General features: G+C 30.2%; 25 protein-coding genes. 17 read left to right on the top strand and 8 right to left on the bottom strand.

Going from position 1 to position 26,687, the window contains the following annotated elements:
- Position 1: 1 nt before the first annotated feature.
- The 4 genes from C820_RS01205 to C820_RS01190 are packed head-to-tail and all read left to right on the top strand — an operon-like array spanning position 2 to position 4,891.
- Complete coding sequence (locus C820_RS01205) at positions 2-1,018, top strand: ABC transporter permease subunit (protein WP_004036061.1); 1,017 nt, start codon at positions 2-4, stop codon at positions 1,016-1,018.
- Positions 1,019-1,074: 56 nt separating this feature from the next.
- On the top strand, positions 1,075-2,568 hold the full coding sequence (gene araA / locus C820_RS01200) for an L-arabinose isomerase (protein WP_004036063.1): 1,494 nt from the start codon (positions 1,075-1,077) through the stop codon (positions 2,566-2,568).
- A 15-nt stretch (positions 2,569-2,583) separates the two neighbouring features.
- A complete protein-coding gene (locus C820_RS01195) occupies positions 2,584-4,173 on the top strand; it encodes a xylulokinase (RefSeq protein ID WP_004036065.1) in 1,590 nt (529 codons plus the stop codon).
- Positions 4,174-4,192: 19 nt separating this feature from the next.
- Positions 4,193-4,891 (top strand): L-ribulose-5-phosphate 4-epimerase, encoded by a 699-nt coding sequence (locus tag C820_RS01190; protein ID WP_004036067.1) that lies wholly within the window; start codon positions 4,193-4,195, stop codon positions 4,889-4,891.
- A 74-nt stretch (positions 4,892-4,965) separates the two neighbouring features.
- Here C820_RS01190 and C820_RS01185 read toward each other — a convergent pair whose 3' ends face one another.
- Complete coding sequence (locus C820_RS01185; RefSeq protein ID WP_004036068.1) at positions 4,966-5,280, bottom strand: TIGR04076 family protein; 315 nt, start codon at positions 5,278-5,280, stop codon at positions 4,966-4,968.
- 255 nt (positions 5,281-5,535) lie between these two features.
- On the opposite strand from C820_RS01185, the gene C820_RS01180 reads away from it, so the two are divergent.
- Positions 5,536-6,009: a peptide deformylase gene (locus tag C820_RS01180; protein WP_004036070.1), complete on the top strand. Its 474-nt coding sequence runs from the start codon at positions 5,536-5,538 to the stop codon at positions 6,007-6,009.
- 108 nt (positions 6,010-6,117) lie between these two features.
- The gene (locus C820_RS01175) at positions 6,118-6,861 is read left to right on the top strand and encodes a hypothetical protein (RefSeq protein ID WP_004036072.1); all 744 of its coding nucleotides are present in this window, start codon (positions 6,118-6,120) and stop codon (positions 6,859-6,861) included.
- Positions 6,862-6,922: 61 nt separating this feature from the next.
- Here C820_RS01175 and C820_RS01170 read toward each other — a convergent pair whose 3' ends face one another.
- The gene (locus tag C820_RS01170; RefSeq protein ID WP_004036073.1) at positions 6,923-9,004 is read right to left on the bottom strand and encodes a DUF262 domain-containing protein; all 2,082 of its coding nucleotides are present in this window, start codon (positions 9,002-9,004) and stop codon (positions 6,923-6,925) included.
- Between the two features lie 78 nt (positions 9,005-9,082).
- Positions 9,083-9,601: a helix-turn-helix domain-containing protein gene (locus tag C820_RS01165; protein ID WP_004036074.1), complete on the bottom strand. Its 519-nt coding sequence runs from the start codon at positions 9,599-9,601 to the stop codon at positions 9,083-9,085.
- Between the two features lie 301 nt (positions 9,602-9,902).
- Between C820_RS01165 and C820_RS01160 the strand changes: the two genes are divergently transcribed.
- Positions 9,903-11,105 (top strand): hypothetical protein, encoded by a 1,203-nt coding sequence (locus C820_RS01160; RefSeq protein WP_004036075.1) that lies wholly within the window; start codon positions 9,903-9,905, stop codon positions 11,103-11,105.
- A 58-nt stretch (positions 11,106-11,163) separates the two neighbouring features.
- Here C820_RS01160 and thiE read toward each other — a convergent pair whose 3' ends face one another.
- The 4 genes from thiE to gltX form a co-directional block, all read right to left on the bottom strand.
- Entirely contained in the window at positions 11,164-11,796 is a 633-nt protein-coding gene (gene thiE, locus C820_RS01155) for a thiamine phosphate synthase (RefSeq protein ID WP_004036076.1), read from the bottom strand.
- The gene (thiM, locus tag C820_RS01150; protein WP_004036077.1) at positions 11,780-12,607 is read right to left on the bottom strand and encodes a hydroxyethylthiazole kinase; all 828 of its coding nucleotides are present in this window, start codon (positions 12,605-12,607) and stop codon (positions 11,780-11,782) included. The genes thiE and thiM overlap by 17 nt, the downstream gene beginning before the upstream one ends.
- Before the next feature lie 100 nt (positions 12,608-12,707).
- A complete protein-coding gene (locus C820_RS01145) occupies positions 12,708-13,613 on the bottom strand; it encodes a recombinase family protein (protein ID WP_004036078.1) in 906 nt (301 codons plus the stop codon).
- Between the two features lie 120 nt (positions 13,614-13,733).
- Positions 13,734-15,188, bottom strand: a complete 1,455-nt coding sequence (gene gltX, locus C820_RS01140; protein ID WP_004036080.1) for a glutamate--tRNA ligase — start codon at positions 15,186-15,188, stop codon at positions 13,734-13,736.
- 180 nt (positions 15,189-15,368) lie between these two features.
- Here gltX and cwlD point away from each other — a divergent pair, with 180 nt between their 5' ends.
- The 10 genes from cwlD to C820_RS01090 all read left to right on the top strand — a co-directional run bounded on the left by cwlD (position 15,369) and on the right by C820_RS01090 (position 24,907).
- Positions 15,369-16,070 (top strand): N-acetylmuramoyl-L-alanine amidase CwlD, encoded by a 702-nt coding sequence (gene cwlD / locus C820_RS01135; protein WP_004036082.1) that lies wholly within the window; start codon positions 15,369-15,371, stop codon positions 16,068-16,070.
- Between the two features lie 654 nt (positions 16,071-16,724).
- The gene (locus tag C820_RS01130; RefSeq protein WP_004036083.1) at positions 16,725-18,113 is read left to right on the top strand and encodes an alanine/glycine:cation symporter family protein; all 1,389 of its coding nucleotides are present in this window, start codon (positions 16,725-16,727) and stop codon (positions 18,111-18,113) included.
- Positions 18,114-18,392: 279 nt separating this feature from the next.
- Positions 18,393-18,554, top strand: coding sequence for a hypothetical protein (locus C820_RS01125; RefSeq protein ID WP_004036085.1), 162 nt, complete (start codon positions 18,393-18,395; stop codon positions 18,552-18,554).
- Between the two features lie 173 nt (positions 18,555-18,727).
- Positions 18,728-19,117, top strand: a complete 390-nt coding sequence (locus C820_RS01120; protein WP_004036087.1) for a hypothetical protein — start codon at positions 18,728-18,730, stop codon at positions 19,115-19,117.
- A 99-nt stretch (positions 19,118-19,216) separates the two neighbouring features.
- A complete protein-coding gene (lepA, locus tag C820_RS01115; RefSeq protein WP_004036089.1) occupies positions 19,217-21,031 on the top strand; it encodes a translation elongation factor 4 in 1,815 nt (604 codons plus the stop codon).
- A 172-nt stretch (positions 21,032-21,203) separates the two neighbouring features.
- A complete protein-coding gene (arr, locus tag C820_RS01110) occupies positions 21,204-21,623 on the top strand; it encodes an NAD(+)--rifampin ADP-ribosyltransferase (protein WP_004036091.1) in 420 nt (139 codons plus the stop codon).
- Positions 21,624-21,762: 139 nt separating this feature from the next.
- Positions 21,763-22,242, top strand: a complete 480-nt coding sequence (locus tag C820_RS01105) for a DUF5684 domain-containing protein (protein WP_004036093.1) — start codon at positions 21,763-21,765, stop codon at positions 22,240-22,242.
- A gap of 103 nt (positions 22,243-22,345) precedes the next feature.
- Positions 22,346-22,729: a DUF5684 domain-containing protein gene (locus tag C820_RS01100; protein WP_004036096.1), complete on the top strand. Its 384-nt coding sequence runs from the start codon at positions 22,346-22,348 to the stop codon at positions 22,727-22,729.
- Positions 22,730-22,897: 168 nt separating this feature from the next.
- Positions 22,898-23,953, top strand: a complete 1,056-nt coding sequence (locus C820_RS01095; RefSeq protein ID WP_004036098.1) for an FIST N-terminal domain-containing protein — start codon at positions 22,898-22,900, stop codon at positions 23,951-23,953.
- A gap of 12 nt (positions 23,954-23,965) precedes the next feature.
- A complete protein-coding gene (locus C820_RS01090) occupies positions 23,966-24,907 on the top strand; it encodes a methyl-accepting chemotaxis protein (protein ID WP_004036099.1) in 942 nt (313 codons plus the stop codon).
- Between the two features lie 93 nt (positions 24,908-25,000).
- Here the strand turns inward: C820_RS01090 and C820_RS01085 are convergent, their stop codons facing one another.
- Entirely contained in the window at positions 25,001-26,416 is a 1,416-nt protein-coding gene (locus C820_RS01085) for an alanine/glycine:cation symporter family protein (RefSeq protein ID WP_004036110.1), read from the bottom strand.
- Positions 26,417-26,687: the final 271 nt, after the last annotated feature.

The following is a 26,687-nucleotide window of genomic DNA, read 5'->3' as shown; positions in this document are numbered from 1 at the left end:
TATGAAAAATAAAAAACAATTAAATCAAACGACCTTCCTTTTAATGATTACAATAGTATTATTTTTTGTAATGTATGGTATTGGTTGTGTATTGTTTAATGCACAAGGCTTTTCTAAAACACAAAACTTTTTAAATTTATTTATATCAAATGCAGGTTTGATAGTAATAGGCATTGGTATGACAGTAGTTATGATTACAGGTGGCATTGATATTAGTGTGGGTTCTTTTGTAGCTATGGGCTGTATGATGCTTGCTTATATGATGGAAAAGGGAAATATTGGTGCAGTTCCTGCAGTACTTATTGTATTGGTAACAGGTATTGTGTTTGGCTTAGTACAAGGATTTTTAGTTGCTTATATGGATATACAGCCGTTTATTGTAACACTTGCAGGTATGTTTTTTGCAAGAGGTATGACAGCAATTATATCAAAAGATATGATTAGTATTACAAACCAAACATTTATGGCATGGGCAAAATTAAGAATATATTTACCATTTGGAGGATATTACAATAAAAAAGGTGTTTTGATACAGCCATACATTTATCCAACAGTAGTAATAGCGATATTACTTTTGATAGCAGCATTTATAATGCTTAAATATACAAAATTTGGAAGAAGTATTTATGCTGTAGGTGGTAATGAACAGTCTGCACTGATGTTAGGATTAAATGTTAGAAAAGTAAAATTAAAAGCATATGTATTAGATGGCTTTTTGTGTGGTGTAGGTAGTATATTGTTCTGTCTAAATACATTAGGCGGTTTCGTAGAACAAGCGAAAGGTTTTGAAATGGACGCAATTGCATCTTCTGTTATAGGCGGTACACTTTTGACTGGTGGTGTAGGAAATGTTATAGGTACATTGTTTGGTGTATTGATAAAAGCAACCATTGAAGCATTTATTACATTTCAAGGAACACTTTCTTCTTGGTGGACACGTATTACTATTGCGGCATTGTTATGCTTCTTTATAGTATTGCAATCTGTTTTGTCCATGATGAAAACAAAAAAACAATAAATAAAAAATGAAAGTTTTAAATGAATTTATATTTGAATATGTAGGAGGTATTGTATATGAAAAAATATCAATTTTGGTTTTGTACTGGTTCTCAAGATTTGTATGGTGATGAATGTTTAGAACACGTGGCACAACATTCTAAAATTATTGTAGAAGAATTAAATAAGAGTGGAAATTTACCATTTGAAGTAATTTGGAAACCTACTTTAATTACAAATGAAGTGATTAGAAAAACATTTAATGAAGCAAATGCAGATGAAAACTGTGCAGGTGTGATTACATGGATGCACACATTTTCACCAGCAAAAAGCTGGATATTAGGATTACAGGAATATAGAAAACCTCTTTGTCATTTGCATACACAGTTTAACAGAGAAATTCCTTATGATGCGATTGACATGGACTTTATGAATGAAAATCAATCTGCACATGGCGGAAGAGAATACGGGCATATTGTAAGCCGTATGGGCATTGAAAGAAAAGTAATTGTCGGTTATTGGGCTGATGAAGCAGTACAAAAACAATTAGCAAGTTGGATGAGAACAGCAATCGGTGTTATGGAGTCCTCTCATATCAGAGTAATGAGAATAGCAGATAATATGAGAAATGTTGCTGTAACAGAAGGCGATAAAGTAGAAGCACAAATTAAATTTGGTTGGGAAGTAGACGCTTATCCAGTAAATGAAATTGTAGAGGCTGTAAATGCTGTATCAAAATCAGATACAGATACATTAGTAGAAGAATATTATGACAAATATGATATTCTTTTAGAAGGTAGAGAAGAAAAAGAATTTAGAGAACACGTAGCAGTACAGGCACAAATTGAAATTGGATTTGAAAGATTTTTAAAAGAAAAAGATTACCATGCTATTGTGACACATTTTGGAGATTTGGGAGGATTAAAACAACTTCCGGGATTGGCAATACAGCGACTGATGGAAAAAGGTTACGGTTTTGGTGCTGAGGGCGACTGGAAAACGGCTGCAATGGTACGTCTTATGAAAATTATGGCACAAGGTACAAAAAATGAAAAAGGCACTACATTTTTTGAAGACTATACATATAATTTAGTAAAAGGTAGAGAGGGAATATTACAAGCACATATGTTAGAAATTTGTCCTAGTATTGCAGATGGCAAAATTGCTATAAAAGAATGTCCTCTTAGTATGGGAAATAGAGAGGACCCTGCAAGATTGGTATTTACAGCAAAAGAAGGACATGGTGTTGCAACTTCTTTGATTGATTTAGGTGACAGATTTCGTTTTATTATAAATGATGTAGAAGTAAAAAAAGCAGAAAAAGATATGCCAAAATTACCAGTTGCTACAGCATTTTGGACACCAGAACCAAATCTTGAAATTGGTGCAGCAGCTTGGATTTATGCAGGCGGAGCACATCATACAGCATTTTCTTATGACTTAACAGCAGAGCAAATGGGAGATTGGGCAGCTTGTATGGGTATTGAGGCAGTTTATATTGACAAAAATACTAATATTCGTCAATTTAGAAATGAATTGAAATGGAATGATATGTATTATAAATTCCGCTGATGAGGGGGAAATCATATGAAAAAAGAAAGTATATTACAAGGCAATACTGCACTAGGTATTGAATTTGGTTCTACTAGAATAAAAGCAGTGCTAATAGATGAAACAAAATCACCTATAGCACAAGGTAGCTATGAATGGGAAAATCGTATTGAAAATAATATTTGGACATATCATATAGAAGATATTATAACTGGTTTACAACATTGCTATAGTGATTTATCAGAAAATGTAAAAAAAGAATATGGTGTTGTACTGAAAACAGTAGGTAGTATAGGCATTAGTGCTATGATGCACGGCTATATGGCTTTTGATAAAAAAGGTGAATTGTTAGTACCTTTTAGGACATGGAGAAATACCATAACACAACAAGCAGCAGAAAAGTTAACAAAACTATTTGATTATAATATTCCACAAAGATGGAGTATAGCACATTTATATCAAGCTATATTAAATGAAGAAACACACGTTTCACAAATTAACTTTTTAACCACATTAGCAGGCTTTATACATTTTAAACTTACAGGCAAAAAAGTGCTAGGTGTGGGCGATGCTTCGGGTATGTTTCCTATAGATTGCACTACAGGTACCTATTATGAAAGTATGATAAAACAGTTTGATGAGCTAATAGCAAATAAAAATTATAACTGGAAATTAAAACAGATATTGCCAGAAGTGCTTTCAGCAGGAGAAAATGCAGGTATATTAACAGAAGAAGGTGCGAAACTGTTAGATGTTAGTGGCAACTTGCAGGAAGGTATTCCTCTTTGTCCTCCAGAGGGAGATGCAGGAACAGGTATGACTGCTACAAATAGTGTTGCTGTTAGAACAGGTAATGTTTCCGCTGGTACATCTGTATTTGCTATGGTTGTTTTAGAAAAAGAACTTTCAAAAGTATATCCAGAAATTGATCTAGTTACTACACCAACAGGACATTTAGTAGGTATGGTACACTGTAATAATTGTACTTCTGACTTAAATGCTTGGGTAAATTTGTTTCAAGAATATAGTGAAGCAATGGGATTAAAAGCAGATAAAAATGATATTTTTGCCACATTATATAATAAAGCATTACAAGGTGATGTAGATTGTGGAGGATTGCTTTCTTACTGCTATTTGTCAGGAGAACCTATTACAGATTTTGAAGAAGGTAGGCCACTTTTTGCAAGAATGGCAAATAGTAAATTTAATTTAGCAAACTTTATGAGAACACATTTATATAGTTCTTTGGCTACATTAAAAATAGGATTAGATATATTGTTTAAACAAGAAGGTGTTACATTAGATACTATTATGGGACATGGTGGACTATTTAAAACAAAAGGAGTAGGTCAAAAAGTAATGGCAGCAGCAGCTTCTGTACCAGTTTCTGTTATGGAAACAGCAGGGGAAGGCGGTGCATGGGGTATTGCTTTATTGGCAGACTATATGAAACAAAAACAAAATGACCAAACATTAGAGCAGTATTTAAATGATAAAGTATTCTGTGGAGGAGAAGCAGTTACAATAGCACCTTCTCAAGAGGATAGTGAAGGATTTGACAAATTTATAGCATTGTATCAAAAGGGGCTTACTATAGAAAAAGCAGCAGTTGAGTTTATGAAATAATAAAGGGGGAGAACATATTATGTTAGAACAACTAAAAAAAGAAGTTTATGAAGCGAATATGCTTTTACCCCAATATGGTCTTGTTACATTTACATGGGGAAATGTTTCAGCAGTGGATAGAGAAAAAGGTGTGTTTATCATAAAACCATCTGGTGTAGAATATGATAAAATGACAGTAGATGATATGGTAGTTGTAGATTTAAAAGGAAATCAAATAGAAGGAAAATTAAATCCTTCTTCAGATACAAAAACGCATTTAGTATTATACAATAGATTTCCTAATATAGGCGGAATTGTACATACGCATAGTACATGGGCAACTTCTTGGGCACAGTCTGGAAGAGCAATACCTTGCTATGGTACAACACACGCAGATTATATGTATGGAGAAATTCCTTGTGCCAGAAATTTAACATCAAGAGAAATTGAACAAGATTATGAATATAATACAGGTGTGTTGATAGCAGATTTATTTGATAAAAAAGAATTAGACCCAAAAGCAATGCCTTGTGTACTTTGTAAAAATCATGGGCCTTTTGCTTGGGGAAAAAATGCTTTTGATGCAGTACATAATGCTGTTGTGTTGGAGGAAGTAGCAAAAATGGCTGCACAATGTGAATGGATAAACAATAATGTAAAACCTGCACCACATTATTTACAACAAAAGCATTATATGAGAAAACATGGCCCTAATGCGTATTATGGACAGGGAAAATAAAAAAATAAATAGTAAAAAAGACAACAAATTTTTAAAATTTGTTGTCTTTTTTGTTTCATAAAAAATATGTAATATTATTCTTTTACTGTTTCTAACTTAAATACAACAGGTCTTAATCCATCATTGCAAGTACAAATTGCTACACCTGGTTTTTTTACCCATACTCCACCATAAATAAGTTCATTTTCTGCACCATGTGCTAAAGCAAATACATATTGAAAAAGTCCTTTCCAAGCTTCATCACAAAGTCCCTCAGGTTTTTCATATTCTGTAATAAATTCTTGTCCTTCTTCCAGCATAGGACAGGAAGTAAAACCTTCTACAGCATATTCTTTTACTAAATCTTCATTTAATGTTTTTCTTAATACTGTTATTTTTACTTTTTTCATTGCTTTTTCCTCCTTAATTATAATATTGTATATAGTGTAACATCAATATGATACTATTTCAAGGTAAAAAACATTAAAATTTAGTATAATTGCATAAAATTTTATATTTTAAAAAATAAAATTTGGTAAAAATGTGTTATAAAAGTAATGCTGTAGGAGTAGTAGATACATTATTATGACATATTTATTAAGTTTTATATAAATAGTACGATGATAACTATATACTATAAATAAACAATGAAAGAAGGAAAAACTATGGTAAAAGAGATATTGTTATTAGGAGATACACAATTATATGAAGTAAGTGAAGAAGTAAACAAAGAAGAAGATTTAACAGAACTGATACAAAATTTGAAAGATACATTACTAGATTACAGAAAAAAATATAATGCAGGTCGTGCCATTGCAGCACCGCAAATAGGTGTGAAAAAAAGAGTAATCTATTTTTATACAGACAAAGAAATTGTATTTGTTAATCCAGTGTTGACATTTCCAGACAATGAAAAAATGAAAGTATTAGATGATTGTATGTCATTTCCTAATTTGCTTGTAAAGGTGATGAGATATAAAAGGTGTACCATTACATATATGACGCCAACGTGGAAGCAGAAAAAAATAGAACTAGAGGGGGATTTATCAGAACTTTTACAGCATGAATATGACCATTTAGATGGTATATTAGCGACAATGAAAGCAATAGATAATAAATCATTTTATTGCAAAAAATAGCTAATAGTGCAATAAAAAGTAATTTATTACTGTTATTGTTAAGTTTTGTATCATTATTCCGATATTAAATATATGTAATAAAGTAAAAAATGAAAGGGGCAATGACAGATGAGAGTTGATTTTTCAGCAGTACAAACAAACCAAATTTTTAAAAATGCACATATCTCAAGCAATGAAAAACAAAGTGGTGTAGCAAAACAAAAGCCAATAAAACAAGATAGCGTATCTATCAGCAAAAAAGGAAAAACTGCTAATGTGATAAAAGGACTTCAAAAACAAAAACAGGCATTAATGCAAAGAAAAAGTGAAGTCAGAGCGAAGGCACTAGAAGAAGGTAAAAGTGCACAAGAAGTAAATACATTGATAGAAACTTATGATATGCAAATTAAAAATATAGATGCACAAATTGCAAAAATACAAACAGAAGAAGCAGAAAAAACAACAAAACCAAAAGAATATGATAAAAATACACCAAAAACAAAAGAACAAGCAGAAAAGCAAAAACTTGCTTCATTGACAGAGCTTTCTGTAAATGCAGAACAGGCAGATACAATGTATTCTGTAAAAAATAGTGTTGACAGAGAAGCTAGAACATTGTCTTCAGAGATTGCAATGGACAAAAGCTATAATTTAGGACAAGACTTTATTGATAAAAAAGAAGAAAAGCTTTCTAAACTAGAACAAAAATCACAACAATTAATGCAAGACGTCAGCGAAAAATTGACAGAAGTACAACAAATTGCTAAAGACAATATAGAAGCAGAAAAAAATGTTGTTGAAGAAGAGCAAAAAACAGCAATAGAAAAAATACAACAACAAACACAGGAAACAGAACAGACAGAAAAAGAATAATAATCAAAAAAGGTATTTGTAAATTTTATAGTACAAATACCCTTTTTATGATATAAAATATTTAGTTGTCTTCTTTTAAATAAAATACCAATTCGCTCATTTCAATACGATATAGTTGAAAGAAATGTTTTAAAATATTAATTTTATGTTGTGTACTTGTATTTACAAAAACATATATATTACTGCTTATGGCACAATACCCTTTTTTTTGAAGTGGCTTTTTACTTCTAGAAACATAGAGAGAAAGTTGTTTGTTTTGTTTATCTTCTGCCAATTGATTTAATATTGTTTTATCTGTTTCATGAAGCATAATAAGTACTTTTTGAAAAAAGTCAGTCCAGTTTTTTACACTTTGTTCTACACCTTGAAATTGAAATTTGAATATATTTTTTCCTGTAAAACAGTAATCATCTTCTAATGTATAAGCAGTCAGAAATTGCTGAGGTGACTGATAATTTGATTTAGGAAAAGCCCAAAGTTGTAAAGCTAATTTTTTCAATTCTTCATTTCTTTGTTCTAATTCCTGTAATGTCCATTTTTGCTTTTGTGCAATCATTTGGTTCATACGGAAACCACTGTTTTTTAGTCCAATTTCTTCCATATCTCTTTTTTGTTGAAATATTTTGTTACTATAGTAAGAATTATAAGCAGTTAATGTTAAATTAGCAAGTCTATGTAACCATACTTGATGGATTACTTCCCAGTCCTGTCCTAAAGCAGCTTTCCATTCAGGCGTTAATTGCTGAGGCATAATGTGTTCTATAGAACAGCTACCTGTTTCAAGCATTTCGTATATATTTTTGCTCTCTAAGTGATTTCCATTTTCTAATCTTTCTAAAATATATTGTTTTGATTTATTTGACATAGCATATATATTTTTTACTGTTAAACATTCTAAAAACATGGTATCTGTAGGAAACTGTGTTCTTTCTTTTTTGTTTTCTAATATATATTTTAGTTTTTCAACATATTGTTGTTTCGTTCCATCTAGTGCTGTAATTTCTTTATCCAATGCAATAAATATTTTGTTGAGTGCATTAGTAGGTAAGTCACATATCATTCTACGAAATAAGTAACTTTCTATGTATCTAAGCAATTCTACAACTTCTGCTTCTGTAATAATACCCTCTGTCCATATATGAAATATTTCTAAAAAAAATGGTATTGCTACAGTAAAATCTAGTTTTTTCCATCTCTTTAAAACATCATTAATATTTTTAGAATAAGTTTTTGCACAAGTTAATTTTTCATACCATTGTGCATATTGTTGCATATCTTTCAGTACTTGTTCTATATCTCCATCAGCTTTTTGTTCTGTATATTCTTTAAATGCAGTATATACTTTTTTAATAGCAGGTATTTTTTGCTGTTTAACACTTAAATAATGACGTAGAAAATCACTTAAATGATATTTGGTGTGTTCTTCAATAACGCTCCAATATTTTTTATAATAAATTGTTTGCTTTTGGGGAGGTATTCCCATAAAGACATAATTTCTTATTTTATCCCCTTCTTCTAATTCTAATCCTGTAGAATTAAGACTTTCAAATATTAATTGAGGATTGTCATTATGATTTAAACTGATGTCAATAATAATAATACGACGTATGCTTTCAAATAACTGGTCCGCAGAAAGTTCTCCCCATTTTATTTTATCTTTAAAAAAAGCATAATTTGCTGTAATATCAGAACTTTCAATAGCTTCTTTTTTGGTGTCAAAAAGTGTTTGAAATGCTTGTTTGTCTTCTTGAATAGGCTTTAATTTTATTTTTGTTTCTTCTGGTTGATATTTGTCAATTAAATATTCTTCATAAATTTTTTGTGCTAATTTGCTATCTTTTGATACAACAGTACCTTTTTTTAATAAATTATATAATGCCAACAATATAATAGATATTGTTGTAAGCCTTTGTTGTCCATCAATAATAACATATTCTTGTGCATAACTATCAGGATTGTAAAAAGAAACAATACTACCTAAAAAATGATTTTCTCTATTCATTGTAATCACTTTTACTAAATCATCATAGAGCCTTTGACATTGAGGTATTTTCCAAGCATAATTTCTTTGATATACAGGAATGACGAAACGTTTGTCAGTACCTCCTAAAAATCGTATTAGATATTTCGCATCTCCATGCACAATATCACCACCTTCGTTACTCTATTATATAAAAAAAATGTCGTAATTACAATCATTGTGCTAAGAGTGTGAATAAAATCAATTTTTATTGTTTTTTGTAAGATAGAAAAAACATAAAATAATACCAATACTACCAGCTAAAAGTGCAGGAATAAACAATTTAGTGTAATTTACAGGTGCATAATCGTATTGTCCTGTGACAATGTAACGATATAATATATAATTTAAACTTAATGTGGTGCTTCTAAGCATATTTTCAAATGTTGCTATAAGTATGGCGATTGCTAAAAATAATAGTCCGCTGCATAAAATTAAATTCATTTTTCTGTTATGTGCATTGATGCGTGATAAATCTTCTAATGTAATTTGTGTGTTTTGCTGTTGTTCCATTTGCTGTTGCTCTTTTTTCAATAATAATTCTTGTAATGATATTTGAAATAGTTCTGAAATAGTTACAATACTTTCTATATCTGGTAAACTATTTCCTTTTTCCCATTTTGATAATGTTTGACGAGAGATATTTAATTTTTCTGCTAATTGTTCTTGTGTTATACCAGAAAGTTTTCTTAATTCACAAATTTTGTTTCCTAAATCCATAACTATTCTCCTTTCTTTTGTTGTTTTTATCATAGCAAAATTTTTATAAAAAAGAAAGCAATGATATATTACATTAGTGCTATAACTGTTTACAAAAGACGATTTTTGTATAAAAAAGTAGTAAATAATAGTAAAAATTTGAAATTATATTCTATTGGTGCTATAATAAATTTAATATTGTAATAAAAAAGGGAAAAAATACATCAATTATAATTTTGCTACACTTTTTAAAACAATATTTACAAAAAAAGTTGTGTTGCTATCATAATAAAAAGTCTTTTTATGTAGGAGGAAAAGGGGCATGAAAATAGTAAAAACATTGCTTGCTTTATTGCTTTGTATACTATATACTACAGCAGTGTTTGGGGCAGTAATGGATAGGGAACAGTTTTTTGATTTAGGAAATGGTGATACTGTAGCAAGAATAGAAATTATAGAAAAGGCGACAGGAAATATTGTAAATATAGTAAAACAGGAGGAACTAAATAAGACATATGAAATATTAAAAAAAATGAAATTTGGTAAAATTATGACATATGATGCTTATCAAAGGGACAATAGTATAGGTACAAGCGATTATAGCATGAATTTTTATCAAAAAAATAATGTTGTAAAACAATTAGAAATTACACAAGACAAAATATATACAAATAAATGGGTATTATTTCCACAACAAATGCCAAATGACTTTTATTATTTTGCAAAATACATGATACTAACAAAACAAAATTATAAAAAAACTTTTACAGAAGAAGACTTTTATCAAAATAATATACTTTGGAAAGATAATGCTATTATATTTACAAAAAATCAGCCATATTATGAACAAAACAATGGTGTTATGGCAGAATTTAAAACATTAAATACTGTTTTAGATACTAATGCAGTATATAATATTACCTCTCAAACAGTAATAATAAATGGACAAAAGAAATTTCTTTTTGGACAACAAAAAGATGATGTAGTGTATATATCAGTAGAACAGTTTTCAAAATTATTAGGTTATACTACAGCATGGGATAATACGCTAAAAATATTGACGATACAACAGCCTAAAAATCATAATGAAAGATGGGAAAAATTGAGAGGAATTCCTGAAGTTTATGGAAATATTAAAACAATATTTGAAGATATGTCATTTGAAAAATTTTTAAATATACAACAACAACCTCTTACAAAAGTAAGTATTAAAAATGAAAAAACAAATTATACTACAACTATTACAGAGCAAAAGGAACTAGAAAAAATATATGACATATTGTGTAATACTACAATATATCAAATTGAAAAGCAAAATATACAAGCAGATGAGCCTATTTATCGCTATGCTGTTACATTATATCAAAATGAAAAAGCAGTCAAAACATTTTTTATGACTTCAGAAAATGTAATGAAAGACGATATATATCGTGTAAGTGTTAGTACAGCATTTTTTGATTATATTTATAAAACAAATGAAACTGCTTATGCAAAAGCAGTATTATATCAGTGGAAAGTAATATAAAAAATAAAAAGACCTTGAGATAAATTATAAAAGACCTCAAGTTCTTTTTAATGTTTTATTAAAGTTGTTTACAAAGCGTTACAATTTCTTTTGTGGCTTGCGTAATATCTTTTTGAGCAAATATTGCAGAAACTACAGCAACACCATCTATACCACTACCTTTTAATTGTAATATATTTTTGGTGTTGATACCACCTATTGCTACAACAGGTATACAAACCGCATTACAAATTTGTTGTAATGTTTCAAATGAAACTTCGCTTGCATCTAATTTTGTAGAGGTAGAAAAAACTGCTCCTACTCCTAAATAATCTGCCCCTTGTTTTTGTGCTAATATAGCTTGTTCAACTGTCTGTACAGAAACGCCTATGATTTTATTTTGTCCTAATTTTTGACGAACTTTTCCTGCCTCCATATCTTTTTGACCTACATGAACACCATCAGCATCTACAGCAATGGCAATGTCTACATTATCATTTATTATAAAAGGAATGTTATATTTATCTGTTATTTTTTTTAATGCTACTGCTTGTTTTAAAAAGTCATCATAACACAAATTTTTTTCTCTTAACTGTAAAAATGTTACACCACCTTTTATTGCTTTTTCAGCTTGTTGTTCTAATGTTTGACCATTTAGCCAACTGCGGTCTGTTACAGCATAAACAAGCATTTTTTTACGTTCTATATTCAATTTTACTACCTCCTATCAATGCAACATCATCTAATGTACTTAGTGCATCTATTAAGTGCATACGAAAACTAGAAGTGCCAGAAATTTCTTTTTGTACTTTTGCAAAAGCAATTTCACCGCAATACCCCATAGCACAAATTGCAGCAACAGTTGATTGCAATATATTTTTGGTGTTTGCAGTACAATAAGCAGCAATTATTGCAGTTAACATACAGCCTGTACCAGTAATTTTAGATAGAATAGGGTGACCATTTCGTATAATATATGCTGTTTTATCATCTGTTACAATATCAATCGCTCCTGTAATAGCAATGATAGCACCTGTTTTTTGACTTAATTTTTGAGCAAATGTAATTACCTCGTCAATATTTTGTTCTGTTACAGTGTCGCTTATGTCTGCATCAACACCTTTTGTTGTGCCACTTCCCTGATATACTGTTTTGATTTCTGAAATATTCCCTCTAATTACACTAAATTTTACTTCTTGTAATAAACGCATTGTTGTTTGAGTACGTAGCTTTGTAGCTCCTGCTCCAACAGGGTCAAGTATAACAATATGACCTAATTCATTTGCTTTTTTTCCTGCTAATATCATGGAGTTTACTGTTCTGGCATTTAATGTGCCTATGTTTATGACAGTGCCTTTACAAATAGATGTCATTTCTTCAGCTTCTTTTTCGTCGTCCGCCATAATGGGAGAAGCACCACAGGCAAGCAAGACATTTGCAACATCATTTACTGTTACATAATTTGTAATACAATGTATAAGAGGAGTTTGTTCTCTTACATTAGATATAACATTTTGCAGCATAAAAAAGACCTCCAATATCATTAATTTGTTACTATATGCTAAAAAGCATAGCATAAAAAAAATGACATTGCAATGAAAAGCATAAAGTATTATATCAGTTTTAAATAGTATTTTTATTTTGGCAAAGTGCAAAAAGTTGTTTTGAAACAATAGCAGTATGTGTATTATGTACAACAATCCAATTTTTGGGGGGTACAGAAACAACTTTATTTGATTTATAACTGATTTTATTTTCTTTATTTTGCACCATATCACCAATATATACAGCGTTATGTAGTATATTTCTTATAGTAGAAGCAGACCATACACCTTCACTTTTGATACCCTTTCTACCTATATCTTTGTTTTGCATAGCATTATATTGTGAGGGAGTAGGTATTTTTTGATTTGTAAGAAATTTAGCAATAGAAGAATAGGATTTTTTTTCAAAAGCATACTGTTCAAATATAAAATGTACAATAGGGGCAGTAGTGCTATCTATAATGAGTTTATGTTTGTCTAAAGGAGATTTTTGATAGCCATAAGGAGCATAATTACCTAAATATTGTCCTTGCATTTGTTTTTGACGAAATACTTTTTTGATATTTTGAGATAATTCTTCACAATACCATTCATTTACAAGGGCATTGATTTGACGTGTTTTTTTGTTTTGATTGTCATAAGTATCTGCTTTGTCTACTATAGTAATAAAACGAATACCCCAAATAGGAAATATGTAATGTAGATATTTTTCAGCAGTTGTCATACTTCTTGTAAATCTAGATTGTGTTTTACAAAGTATAATAGAAAATAATCCTTTTTGAGCATATTGCAGCATACGTTTAAATGCAGGACGATTATCATCTAATCCAGAGTAATTTTCATCATAATAAATATCAAATATAGACCAATTATTTTGATGAGCATATTGTGTCAAAAGTAATATTTGATTTTGTATACTTTCACTTTGATTTTTTTTATTGTATTCGTTTGAAATGCGGCAGTAAATTGCAACTTTTTCTGACATAATATCACCATTTTAATAATATTATTTTAATATATTCTATAAAAAATAAAATATGAGAATTATATTATAAAAAAAGCTCTCAACAATTTACTATAATTTTAGTTGTTGAGAGCTTTAAAATTAATTTTCGTTTTCTAGTTTTGAAATACCGATTTGTATTCTATTTAGACTTTCTTGTTTTCCTAATATATCTGCTAATTCCATAGCACCGCCTGGTGAAGTAGGTTCTCCAGAAAGTGCTGTTCTGACAGGCCATAAAAGTTGACCATTTTTGATACCCAATTTTTGTACTAAATCCATAAGAGTATCATGTATAGCATTTTCTGTCCAATCAGATAAATTTTCGAGTACAGGTAATGCTTCTTTTAAACTAGAAAGAGCAATTTCTTTTGTTGTTTTCATTTTTTTGTGAATATATAATTCTGTACTATATTCTGGTAAATTGTCAAAAAAATCAACCAATCGTGGGATATCATTTAATGTTTCTAAACGTTTTTGAAGTAGTAAAGCGATTTTTTTCAAATCTAATGCAGTATTTTTGATAACTTCTTTTAAACGATTTTCGGCTAAAATATAGAAGTCATCAGGTTTCATATTTTTGATATATTCTCCATTAAGCCATGTCAATTTTTTTATATCAAATATAGAAGGAGATTTGCTTAGTCCTTCTATAGTAAAAGCTTTTTCCAATTCTGAAAGTGAAAATATTTCTGTATTGTCAGAAGGACTCCAGCCTAAAAGAGCAATATAATTGACAATAGCTTCTACTAAATAACCTTCTTTTACTAAATCTTCAAAAGATTTGTCGCCATGACGCTTTGAAAGTTTGTTATGAGCATCTCTCATTACAGCAGGCAGATGCACATAAACAGGTGCTTCCCAACCAAAAGCTTCATAAAGAAGGTTATATTTTGGTGTAGAAGAAAGATATTCGCTTCCTCTTACTACATGAGTAATTTTCATTAGATGGTCGTCAACAACATTGGCAAAATTGTAAGTAGGATAGCCGTCTGCTTTCATAAGTATTTGGTCGTCAAGTTCTTCATTTTCAACAGTAATATCACCATATACTACATCATGAAATGTTGTTGTACCTTCTGTAGGCATTTTTTGCCTAATTACAAAAGGAATACCTGCATCTAAATTTTGTTGTATTTGTTCAGCAGAAAGTCCTAAACAGTGACGGTCATATTTAGCAAAAGCATCGCCTTTTTCATTACTTGATTTTAAAGAGGAAAGACGCTCTTTAGAACAAAAACAGTAATAAGCTTGTCCTTTTTTTATCAATTCTTTAGCATAATCCATATATAGTCCCATACGTTCGCTTTGTATATAAGGGCCATATTCTCCTCCTATATCTGGGCCTTCGTCATGTTTTAGTCCTGTCATTTTTAACGTGTTGTAAATAACATCTGTTGCACCATCTACCAAACGCTCTTGGTCAGTATCTTCTATGCGTAATATAAATTTTCCATTTTGAGATTTTGCAATTAAATACTCATATAGTGCTGTTCTTAAATTGCCTATGTGCATATAACCTGTAGGACTTGGAGCAAATCTTGTTCTAATTTCCATTTAAATTTCTTCCTTTCTAAATAACATTACCATATTAGTTTATACGTTTCTATGTATATTGTAAAGAGAAAAACGAATACATTATAATCAGTTTTTTATATTGTAATACTTATACTATGAGGTATTAGCTATATAAAAAAGTCATATACTGATATAAAAAACTAAAGGAGTGTCGTTTTTATGAAGGTATTTTCTCTAAAAATGGAAAATTTAAGTATATTTGTATTGCTTATGATAATTGTGTCAGGACTATATTTTACAATACAAAAACAAAATGTAGTAGAAACAATGTTACCTGTTAATGCTAAAGTTGTAATATTAGATGCAGGTCATGGAGGTTGGGACCCTGGTAAAACAGGCACACAAGGGGATAATGAAAAGAATATCAATTTACAAATTGCCCAAAAATTAAAACAGTATTTAGAACAAGGAGGAGCAGTTGTATATATGACAAGAGATAGCGATGAAGCATTAGGACAAAAAAAGGGGGAAGATATGAAAGAAAGAAAACGTATTGCAAATGAAAGTGAGGGAGATATATTTGTGAGCATACATCAGAATGCTTTTCCAAAGGGAAGTGCAAAAGGAGCACAAGTATTTTACCATAAACAATCAGAGGAGGGAAAAAAGTTAGCAGAAGAAATACAAAAATCTCTTAAAAAATATGTAGATAATGAAAACACTAGAGAAATAAAAGAAAATACAAATTATTACATACTCAAAAAAACAGAATTACCTTCAGCACTTGTAGAATGTGGATTTTTATCTAATGCAGACGAAGAGAAAAAATTAAATACAGAAGAATATCAACAAAAAGTGGCATGGGCGATATATGTGGGTATTATGAATTATTTTGAGCAACACGATATTCAAAATGTATAATGATGTGTTTGATAAGTATACAAATTTTTAGTAATGTGTTTATTTTCCGTTAAGAAAGCGTTAAGAAAACGTTAAGAAAATAAAAAAAATTTATCTATTTATTTCACTAACAATAAAAAAGTTCAGTCAAATAGAAAAATAAAATAAAATATTGTAAATAAAATAAATTTTATTACTGCTTGTATGACATGATAACATAGTAAAATGAAATTGCTTAAAAATCAAGGAGTATAAAACATTTTCAAAAATACGATATTACTTCAAAATTAACATTATTTTTGAAGTAATGACGTCAAAATAGAAAAAATCAATAATAAAAAATGCAAAATAATTTTATTATTGTTCATTTTGTATGTTATAAACTATAAAATGAACAAAAAATTATGCTTGCAAAATCAAAAAAGACAATTAAAATAATAATTAGTTATAATATTTTGGACATTTGATACAGATAACATACGAACAGATGAAAGGAGTTATAAAAAATTACATAAAAATGATAGTAAATTTGCACTATAGTATTTACGAATACTGTGTGTTTGCTGATTTCGCTATAATTGATTTATTTCTATTATAATCAAAGTACTGTATGAAATGTTTTCAAAATAAAACTAATTTGAATAATGCAATTATAATGAAAAGGGGGAAATACTTATGGCAATACTACAAAGTATTTATGACGTACTCTGGGGTCTTCCTATGTTGGTACTTTTGGTAGGAACACACTTATTTTTAACATTCCGTACAAGATTTATACAGATAAGTACATTTAAAGCAATTAAATTGTCGGTTACACCTGATGCAGAAGCAAGTGGTGACGTTAGTTCTTTTGCAGCACTTGCAACAGCACTTGCAGCAACAATTGGTACTGGTAATATCGTTGGTGTAGCAACAGCGATTGCGGCAGGTGGTCCTGGTGCAGTATTTTGGTGTTGGTTAACAGGTTTATTTGGTATGGCAACAAAATATGGCGAAGGTCTTTTGGCAGTAAAATACAGAGTAAAAACAGCTGACGGTATGATGTTGGGTGGTCCTATGTATGCTCTGGAAAATGGTTTAAAACAAAAATGGCTTGGTGTAGCATTTGCAGTATTTGCAGGTATTGCTTGTTTTGGTATTGGTAATATGACACAAGGTAACTCCATTTCTACAATGGTACAAAGTAACTTTGGAGTATCTCCAGTTATTACAGGTGCTGTTTTAACAATAGGTACTGGCTGCGTTATACTTGGTGGTGTACAATCTATTGCAAAAGTTTGTGAAAAATTAGTTCCTTTGATGGCTGGACTTTATATTCTTGGCTGTATTATTATCTGTATTATTAATGGTCCTTATATGGGCAAAGCAGTTGCATTAATTGTAAGTAGTGCATTTACAAAACAAGCTATTGCTGGCGGTCTCATGGGCGGCGGTATTTCAGTAGCACTTCGTGCTGGTGTATCTCGTGGTTTGTTTACAAATGAGTCTGGTTTAGGTTCTGCTCCTATCGCAGACGCAGCAGCTCAAACAAGAAATCCTGTTCGTCAAGCATTGGTTTCTATGTCTGGTGTATTTTGGGATACTATAGTTGTTTGTGCTATGACAGGTCTTGTACTTGTTTCTACAATTATTAAAGAACCTGAAGCAGCAATTAACCCTGCAACAGGTAGCTTATTTACAGGCGGAGATTTAACAACACACGCATTTGCTGCTATTGGAGGTATTGGACCTATTGTATTAACAGTTGGTTTGATAACATTTGCATGGTCAACAATACTTGGCTGGTCATACTATGGTGAAAAATGTTGGGAATATCTTTTAGGTAAAAAAGCACTTATGCCTTTTAGAATAGTTTGGACAGGTATAGTATTTGTAGGTTGTGTAACAGCTCTTGACTTGGTATGGCTGATTGCCGATATATTAAATGGTTTGATGGCATGGCCAAACTGTATTGCATTGTTAGGATTGAGCGGTGTTATTGTTTCTGAAACAAAAAAATATCTTTGGGATGATAATATGGACGCATTCTCCGATGATGAAATTAAAATAATTGATAATAAATAATAATATTCCTTTTTATAAAAAAGACTCTATTTCTGTTGAAATAGAGTCTTTTGCTATGTTATAAATTATGCACTATAAAATTAGACTTTTTTTAATAACGGTTAAGAATTTATTAAGTATTTATTCATAAAATGGACATATTTTTCCATTATACTGATTTCAGAAGTTAAGAGAAAACAAACAAGCACCCCTCTCTAGCTTCTGAAACAACCGTATCTCCCAGCCCCAAGGGAGATACGCCCCCCTTAATGAAATGATATGTAAAGAAGGCATATAAAAATGACAAAAAAGAAATTAGAGATATTAGAAATTTGTACTGGCGAAATTGTAGATATGAATATTGTACAAATGAAAAAAGAAAAAATACAAAAAAATAAAAAAATGTTTTTTGGTGAAATAATTAAAAATTGCTTTGTATCGGCTTTTCTTAAAGCCGAATGACTATATATTTCGAAAAGTTTGACAATATGACAGGCTCTCCTCCTCACACTTAGAGCACTGTCAACATAATTATTACCCCCCTCTCTTGCGGCTGATGAACCCCTCATCAGCCGTTTTTATATGGTGTTTTTAAACTTTATTACTGCATATACTGCTATAAAGGGGGAATTGTTATGGGAATATATAAAGTCATTAAAATTAAACTGCCTAAATTTAATTTATTACAAAAAAACAATAAAACAAAAATAAAAAAGAATATTCCAAAAAGAAATATCAAAAATCAAAAAAATATTTTAAAAAAACCAAATTACTCTACTAAACATAAAAACAAAAATAGTTTTTCATATTATACTATGAAAACAATACCTAAAAAGCATAAAAAAGAAATACATTTCAGTAAAATGAAATTAAAATATGTTATAATTGGACTGTTTCTGACATTGATATTGATAAAAGGTATTATAGTATTACATCATTATAGTGAACAAAAACAAGTACAAAATACAGATGCAGTAGTAGAAACAAAAACAAATTTTTTTGTAAAAGAAAGTTTGCCTTATTAGCATCAATACAATGTTTTATGCAAATATTTACTTTGTTTATGTTGCTGTGGTATAATCATATCATATTGTAAATTAAAGTAAATAGAAAGGAGAAGATTTATGTCTTCTACAGCACAAAAAAATATTAGAAATTTTTGCATTGTTGCCCATATAGACCATGGTAAATCTACATTAGCAGATAGACTAATACAAAAAACAGGATTGTTAACAGAAAGAGAAATGCAGGAGCAAGTGCTTGATAATATGGATTTAGAAAGAGAAAGAGGTATTACAATAAAAGCACAAGCAGTGCGTTTAGTATATAAAGCAAGTGATGGAGAGGAATATGTATTTAATTTAATTGATACACCAGGTCATGTTGACTTCAATTATGAAGTTTCAAGAAGTTTAGCAGCTTGTGAGGGTGCATTGTTGATTGTAGATGCCGCACAAGGCATTGAAGCACAAACATTAGCAAATGTGTATTTAGCTTTAGATAATGATTTAGAGATATTACCTATAATTAATAAAATTGATTTGCCTAGTGCTAATCCAGAATTAGCAAAACAGGAAATTGAGGATATTATAGGAATATTTGCACAAGATGCTCCTATGATTTCTGCAAAAAATGGTTTAAATGTAGAGCAAGTGTTAGAAAAAATTGTAACAGATATACCAGCACCTTCTGGTGATAGAGATGCCCCTTTAAAAGCGTTGGTGTTTGACTCTGTGTATGACCAATATAAAGGTGTTATTGTTATTATGAGAGTGTTTGATGGTGCTATAAAAAAAGGTACAAAAGTAAAAATGATGGCAACAGAAAAAGAATTTGATGTAATAGAAGTAGGTGTGTTTGGAGCAGGAAGATTTATACCAACAGATGTATTAGAAGCGGGTATGGTAGGCTATTTTACAGCAAGTATTAAAAATGTAGCAGATACTCGTGTAGGAGATACTGTCACAGAAGCGGACAACCCTACAGCAGAAGCATTACCAGGATATAAAAAAGTAAACCCTATGGTGTATTGTGGATTGTTTCCAGCAGATGGTGCAAAATATCCTGATTTGAGAGAAGCACTTGAAAAATTGCAACTTAATGATGCTGCATTATTTTTTGAACCTGAAACATCGGTAGCATTGGGATTTGGTTTTAGATGTGGATTTTTAGGATTACTTCATTTAGAAATTGTGCAGGAGAGATTGGAAAGAGAATATAATTTAGATTTGGTAACAACAGCACCAAGTGTTATTTATAAATTATTTTTAACAGATGGTACAGAAATAGAAATATCAAATCCAAGTAATATGCCAGACCCTGCTAAAATAGAACATATGGAAGAACCTATTGTAAAAGCAGAAATTATGCTTCCTAAAGAATATATAGGTGCAATTATGAAATTGTGTCAGCAAAGACGAGGAGAATATATTAGTACAGAATATTTAGATGAAACTAGAGCAATGTTACTGTATGAAATGCCTTTAAATGAAATTATATATGACTTTTTTGATGTGCTGAAATCTAGAAGTAGGGGCTATGCTTCATTTGATTATAATTTGATAGGATATAAACAAAGCGAACTTGTAAAATTAGATATATTGGTAAATAGAGAAGTTGTAGATGCACTTTCTTTTATTGTTCATAAATCTACTTCTGTAGAAAGAGGTAGAAAAATATGTGAAAAACTTAAAAAAGAAATTCCTAGACAACTTTTTGAAATACCAATACAAGCAGGTATAGGTAGTAAAATTGTAGCAAGAGAAACTGTTAGTGCTATGAGAAAAGACGTTTTAGCAAAATGCTATGGTGGTGACATAAGTAGAAAGAGAAAACTGCTTGAAAAACAAAAAGAAGGTAAAAAGAGAATGAGGCAAATAGGAAATGTGGAAGTACCTCAGCAGGCATTTATGAGTGTATTGAAATTGGAAGAAGAATAAAATCAATTTTTATTTAAAAAAGTAGAATGAATATAAAACATTCTACTTTTTTGTTTATAAAAATAATTTATTGCTTCTGTTAATAGTATAATATAAATTTTAAAAATATACAAGACTTGTATTGATTATATTAAAACTGTAAAATAGCACTATTAAAAAAGGAGGGGTAAATATGAATAAAACATCAGTATGTAATAACAAAAAAATTTTTTATCATGGTACAAAAGCTGACTTAAAAAAAGGAGATTTGATTAAAGCAGGTTATCACTCTAATTATGGAAGTAGAAAAAAAGCAAATTTTGTATATTTTTCTGCTACTATGGACGCAGCAATTTGGGGAGCAGAACTGGCACAAGGGGATACATTAGGCAGAATTTATATAATAGAGCCTACAGGTGATTTTGAAGATGACCCTAATTTGACTGATAAAAAATTTAAGGGAAATCCTACAAAATCTTATCGCAGTAAATATCCTTTATGTGTAGTAGATGAAATTTTGCATTGGCAGGGACATAGTAAAGATATGCTTGAACAAATGTATAAAAATTTAGAGGAACTAAAAAAACAGGGAATTGAAGCAATAAATGATTAATAAAGTAAAAAAGTAACAGATTTTTGACGATTAGTGTATAAAAATCTGTCACTAGTATTATAATTAAAATAATTGACATATAAAGTAGATAGAGATATAATTTATGTAATAGTAATTTAGAAAGGGGAGATATTTTACTATGTTTGATGTTGATATGCTATCTACTGTTTTTAAAAATATAGATGCAGATGCTGCAAGTTTCTTGTTGGATATAGTAAATCCAGATATTGCATTCATTATTTCTCGTTTTGAGAATATCAGCGTTGTTACAGTAATGATATTGTTTTTACTATTGGGTATGTGGAAAACATTTGAAAAGGCAGGGAAACCTGGTTTTATTGCTTTGATACCATTATATAATTGTTATAAATTGTATCAAATTGCTTTTGGAAGTGGCTGGTTTTTTCTACTTGGTATGATACCGCTTGCGAATATTATTGTAAGAGTTGTATTTGGTGCAAAACTTGCGGAGGCGTTTGGAAAAAATGAAGTATTTGGAGCAATATTATCCTATTTTCCTTTTATTTTTTATATGATATTAGGATTTGGAAAATCTAATTGTGTAATACAAAGAAATAAAGCAGAAAAAGAGAAAGATTTTGATGAATTAAGTACATAAAAATGAATTACTAATATTATAAGCAAAGTACTTGACATATGCAATAGACAAATATATACTAAGGTAGACAATGTGTGCTAAAATTAAGGGGAGGAATTTTGTTATGACAAGCAGTGACGTTGGTTTTATTATTTTTGATATGGCACTTACAGGTGTCATAATTGCATATTTTGTATTTACAATAGCAGGTATATGGAAAACATTTGAAAAAGCAGGAGAACCTGGTTGGGCATCCATTGTGCCATTTATGAATTTGTATAAACTATGTAAAATAGGTTTTGGTGTTGGCTGGCTATTTTTAGTTAGTTTTGTACCAGTTGTAAATTTTATTTTGAATATTATACTTGGTATAAAAATGGCACAAGCATTTGGTAGAGGTGTATTGTTTGGATTAGGAATAGCATTTTTGCCTGGAATATTTTACATGATATTAGGCTTTGGTAGTGCTACCTATCAGGGACAAACAAATGTAATAAATAAAATATAAAAACTAAAATTACATATTATTTTGTAAAAATAAATAGAAATTTACCAAAAAAAGGAATGAAAAATTCCTTTTTTTGTTTCAAAAAATTTTAGTTGAAGTGATATGTGGTATTGAAGTATAATAATAGAAATATAGTAAATAAATAGCACAAAAGAGAGGAGCACCAAAATGAAGCAATTTTTTGGAAACAGCCACCGAGGAGATTTAAAAGAAGCGGCAAAAGGATTGCATGAACCATCATTTATTATGTTATTGTCCAATCAGAAGCAGTTTGATGCTCACGTAAAAGAATTGGAACATATGTATCCCCGAGTACCAAGTATTGGTTGTATTGGTATGAGTTACAGTAGAGCTGTAGAAGAAACAGGTGTTGGTATTATTGCATTTTATGATGGCATAAAGGTTGCAACAAATGTACTTGAAAAAGTATCTATAATGCCTGTAAGATATATTGAAAGATTGCAAAGGGATATAAAAGAAGTCAATGCGGATAAAAAAGATACTATTTGTATTGATTTTTGTTCTGGAAATGATGCTTGTGTATTAACTACAATGTGTACTGTTTTAAAACCTTTGGGCATCTCTCTTGTAGGGGGAACAGGTGACGCTGGAAAAGTATCTGTAGATGGTAAAGTTTACGAAGACAGTGTAGCATATGCTTTGATTAAAAATCAAAATGGAAGGGTGAAAGCATATAAAGAAAATATTTATAGAAAAATGAAAAATTATAGATTTATTGCTTCTAAAACAGATAAATCAAAGTATATACTAGGAGCATTAAATGGGCGTCCAGCCAAAAAGGTATACCAAGATATACTTCATGTTACAGAGCAACAAATATTGACACAAACATTTAAAAATCCTTTTGGTAAAATAAATGGAGATGAAACTTGTATTGTGTCTATTAAAGATGTACAAGGGGAAGCATTGGCATGTTTTAGGCAAGTAAATGACTCTGATGTACTTGTACTATTAGAATTAGGGGATTATAAAGCGATTGTAAAAGAAACTATACAAACCATACAAAATGACTTTAAAAAACCATCTGCTGTATTTTCTGTTAATTGTTTGTTTCGATATAAATTATTTAGTCAAAGCAATTATATGAAACAATATTTGAATGATATGTCTATATTAGGTAGTCATGCTGGTTTTATAGGATATGGAGAACATTATAACAATCAATTTGTAAATCAGTCTATGTCGTGTGTTGTATTTGAATAGAGGGGTGAAAATATGTTTTTGAAAAGAAAACAAAAAATAAAAAATAGTGATATAGAACAAAAACAACAAATAGGAAAAAAATCATATCCAATACTTCATATTATAAAAAGTTTACAAAATTATCAAAAGGATTTAGTACAAAAAGAAGTTTCTTCTCTCTTTGAGCTGAATATGGTAAGTCGTTCTTTTGATGAAGTTTTAGAGGAAGCAGGGCAATTTCAAACAAAACTGCAAAATTTTGAACAAAATTTTTATCGTATCAGTCAAGCGTCTGATGGTTTTATATCAGTAAAAGGGGATATTTCAAATTCTGTAGTGGAGGCAGAAGGAGAAGTTGAAGTTTTAAAAAATATATCTATGAGTCTAGAAACAAATTTTGGAGAAATGGACGCTATATTCACTCGTTTGCAGCAGGATATGGAAAAAATAGAACAATGTATGGAAAAAATAGAGTCTATAGCAGACCAAACAAATATATTAGCTATCAATGCTTCTATTGAAGCAGCTAGAGCAGGAGAACAAGGAAAAGGCTTTGCTGTGGTAGCAACAGAAGTCAGAAAACTAGCAGATGGAATTAAAACACTGGCAACAGATGTAGATGCTAGTGTAAAAGCAGTAGAAAATGGTACAAAAGAATTAAATGAAAATATTAAAATATCTCAACAGACATTGATGGAAGGAACAGGAAAAGTACAAAAAACATATGAAACATTTGATAAAATTACACAGGCCGCAGAAGGAGCTACTTCTGTACAATCAGATATTTCAATGGTAATAGAAGAGTCACAGACAGCATTGACAACAGTATGTAGTTTTTTTGATAAAATAAATGAACGTTATCAAGATGTACAAGAGCATATTAAAATAGCAAGCAATTTAGGTACAACAAAAAGTGCTATATTTGAAGATGTAGATAATTTGTTATCACAAATTCCTCCTATTGTAGAAGACTAAAAAAAGAAAATACAAAATATAAAAAATCCCCTCTAAACAGCATAATATTGTTTAGAGGGGGTATAAAATAAATAATGAAATGGGTTAGCAAAGTTAGTTTTTATCTATCTGTAATATAATATCTGTGGAAGTAGCATCTAAATTATTTTCCCATAGATATTTTTTGGTTTCATTTACAATAACGCCACTCAAAAGAAGCAATGACACTAAATTAGGAAATGCCATACAAGCATTTAATGTATCAGCAATATTCCAAACAAGGTCAAGTGCTGTAACACAGCCTATAAATACAACAATTACCCAAACTACTCTAAAAGGAAATACAGCTTTTTTACCTGCTAAATATTCCCAAGCTCTTTCACCATAATAAGACCAGCCAAGTATAGTAGACCAAGCAAATGTAATTAATCCTATCGTTAATACAACAGGTCCAACACCTGGAATAGCATTAAATGCGGCAGATGTTAAATTGCCACCAGAAAGACCTTCTAAACTAGCAGGGTCTTTTATAATGCTTGAAACAAGTACAATACCTGTTAAAGCACAAACAATAACCGTATCCCAAAATGTACCTGTCATACCAACTAATGCCTGACGAACAGGGTTTCTAGTCTGAGCTGCAGCAGCAGCAATAGGAGCAGAACCTAAACCAGACTCATTTGAAAATAAACCTCTTGCAATACCATAACGAGCGGCTGTAATTACTGTTGCACCAACAAAACCGCCTCCCATAGCACGTGCTGAAAAAGCACTTGAAAAAATTTCTTTTAATGCAGGTACAATATAAGAATGATTGATAAAAATAATAACAATACAACCAATAATATAGAAAAATGCCATTAAAGGTACTAATTTTTCACAAACTTTTGCAATAGATTTTACGCCACCTATCACAACAACTCCTGTTAATATCATTAAAATAAGTCCTGTAACAATAGGAGATACACCAAAAGTATCTTGTACCATAACGGAAATAGAATTACCTTGTGTCATGTTGCCAATACCAAAAGCAGCGATACCTGCTAAAAGAGCAAATACAATACCAAGTACTCTACCAAATAGTTTTCCATAGTGTTCACCAACGCCCAATTCTAAAGCATACATGGGGCCACCTAACATAGAACCGTCATTTGTTTTTACTCTATATTTTACAGCAAGTAATGCTTCACCGTATTTTGTAGCAATACCAACAACACCTGTTAACCAACACCATAATACTGCACCAGGCCCTCCAGCAGCAACTGCTGTTGCAACACCTACAATATTACCTGTGCCAATTGTTGCAGCAAGTGCTGTAGTAAGAGCACCAAATTGACTAATATCACCTTCTGCAGCACTGTCTTTTGTAACAGAAAGTTTAATTGCTTTAAAAATATGTAATTGTATTACTCTTGTTCTAATTGTTAAAAAAAGATGTGTTCCAAATAATAATATCAACATTACTGGACCCCATACCCAACCATTGACAATACTTACATAACCATTTAATGTTTCTGCGAATTCTGTCATAAATATTCCTCCCTTAATATGATACGATATGATTTTATTTTATACTACCTCCTTTTTTAAAATTTGTTTTTGTAGTATGATAAAGATACTAAAACAAATCAAACAAAAAATCAAGGCGTTTTTTATGCACATTTTATTGTGTTTCATGCACGATAACAGTATTTTGAATAAACAATAGTTTAGTGAATATATTATGAAAAAAAGAATTGTAAAAAAAAGGATATGTTTTTTTAATAAAAATATTTGTATATTAATATTGTGATATATACTA

It is taken from the genome of Clostridium sp. MD294 (genome assembly GCF_000364165.2).
GTDB lineage: Bacteria > Bacillota > Clostridia > Lachnospirales > Anaerotignaceae > Coprocola.
This window is presented reverse-complemented; position numbering and strand designations above follow the sequence as displayed.